The 1,250-nt window shown below is 76.6% G+C and carries 2 protein-coding genes; both read right to left on the bottom strand.

All coding sequences use genetic code 11. The annotated features are described in order from the left end of the window. Positions 1-794 (bottom strand): ABC transporter ATP-binding protein (locus tag AB0J52_RS41300; RefSeq protein ID WP_500188725.1); only part of this gene is annotated, 794 nt, incomplete at its 3' end. Further along, positions 787-1,250, bottom strand: a 464-nt coding sequence (locus AB0J52_RS41305) for an oligopeptide/dipeptide ABC transporter ATP-binding protein (protein WP_500188726.1), incomplete at its 5' end; no start/stop codon positions are given. The genes AB0J52_RS41305 and AB0J52_RS41300, both read right to left, overlap by 8 nt.

Raw genomic sequence — 1,250 nt, forward strand, 5'->3', positions numbered from 1 at the left:
CGGTCGGCGGCGATCCGCGCCGGGTCCCAGCCGCGCCGGGGCACCGAGTCGAGCAGCAGCCGGGTGTAGGGGTGCTCGGGCGCGGCGAGGACGGCGGCGGCCCGTCCCGCCTCGACGGCCCGTCCGCGGCGCAGGACGAGCACGTCGTCGGCGACGTGCCGGACCAGCGACAGGTCATGGCTGACGAACACGAACGCGACCCCGAGCGTGGCCCGCAGCTCCCGCAGCAGCTCGACGATCTGGGCTTGGATGGACACGTCCAGCGCGGACGTCGCCTCGTCCAGCACCAGCACCTTCGGCTCGACGGCGAGCGCGCGGGCCAGCGCGACGCGCTGCCGCTGCCCGCCCGACAGCCGCCGGGGGAGCGCGGCGGCCTCCCGCTCGCCGAGCCCGACCCGGTCGAGCAGTTCTTCACGGCGCGTGCGCCGTCCCGCCCGGTCCAGGCCGAAGTGCAGCCGGAGCGGCTCCTCCACGGCGTCGGCGACGGTCACGCGCGGGTCGAGCGACAGGTACGGGTCCTGGAAGACCATCTGGACGTCGCGGGCGCGGGCGAGCCGGGCCGTCCGGCCGCGCGGCGGGGACGTGCGGTCGGTCCCGCACACCAGGACGCGCCCGGCGGACGGGCGTTCCAGCCCGGCCAGCATCCGGGCGGTCGTGGTCTTCCCCGAGCCGGACTCGCCGACGACCGCCAGGCTCCCGCCGGGCGGGACGGTGAACGACACGCCGTCCACGGCGGTGTGGTCGCCGAACGTCTTGCGCAGTCCCTCGACCTCCAGGGCGTGCTGCTCAGTCATGTGCCGGCTCCTCGGCGCGGAGGCAGGCGACGGAGACGCCGTCCACCAGGCGAAGCGGGGGCCGCTCGGCGGCGCACTCGGGCGCGGCGAAGCGGCAGCGGGCGGCGAAGGCGCAGCCCTCGGGGTCCTCGGCGAGCGACACCGGACGGCCCGGGACGCCGCGCGGCGGCTCGCTCGAATCCAGCCGGGGCGTCGCGGCGAGCAGCCCGGCGGTGTAGGGATGGCGGGGACGCGCGAACAGGCCCCTCGTGGTCTGCTCCTCCACGATCCGTCCCGCGTACATGACGTAGACGCGGTCGCAGACGGCGGCGGCGAGGTCCAGGTCGTGCGTCACGAACAGCATCCCGGTGCCGCGCTCGGCCTGGAGCCGGGTCAGGATGGAGATGACCTCGGCCTGCGTGGTGGCGTCCAGGGCGGTGGTCGGCTCGTCGGCGAGCAGCAGCCGCGGGCCGCCGG

The organism is Spirillospora sp. NPDC049652 (assembly GCF_040675125.1).
In the GTDB taxonomy this organism is placed as follows: Bacteria; Actinomycetota; Actinomycetes; order Streptosporangiales; family Streptosporangiaceae; genus Spirillospora.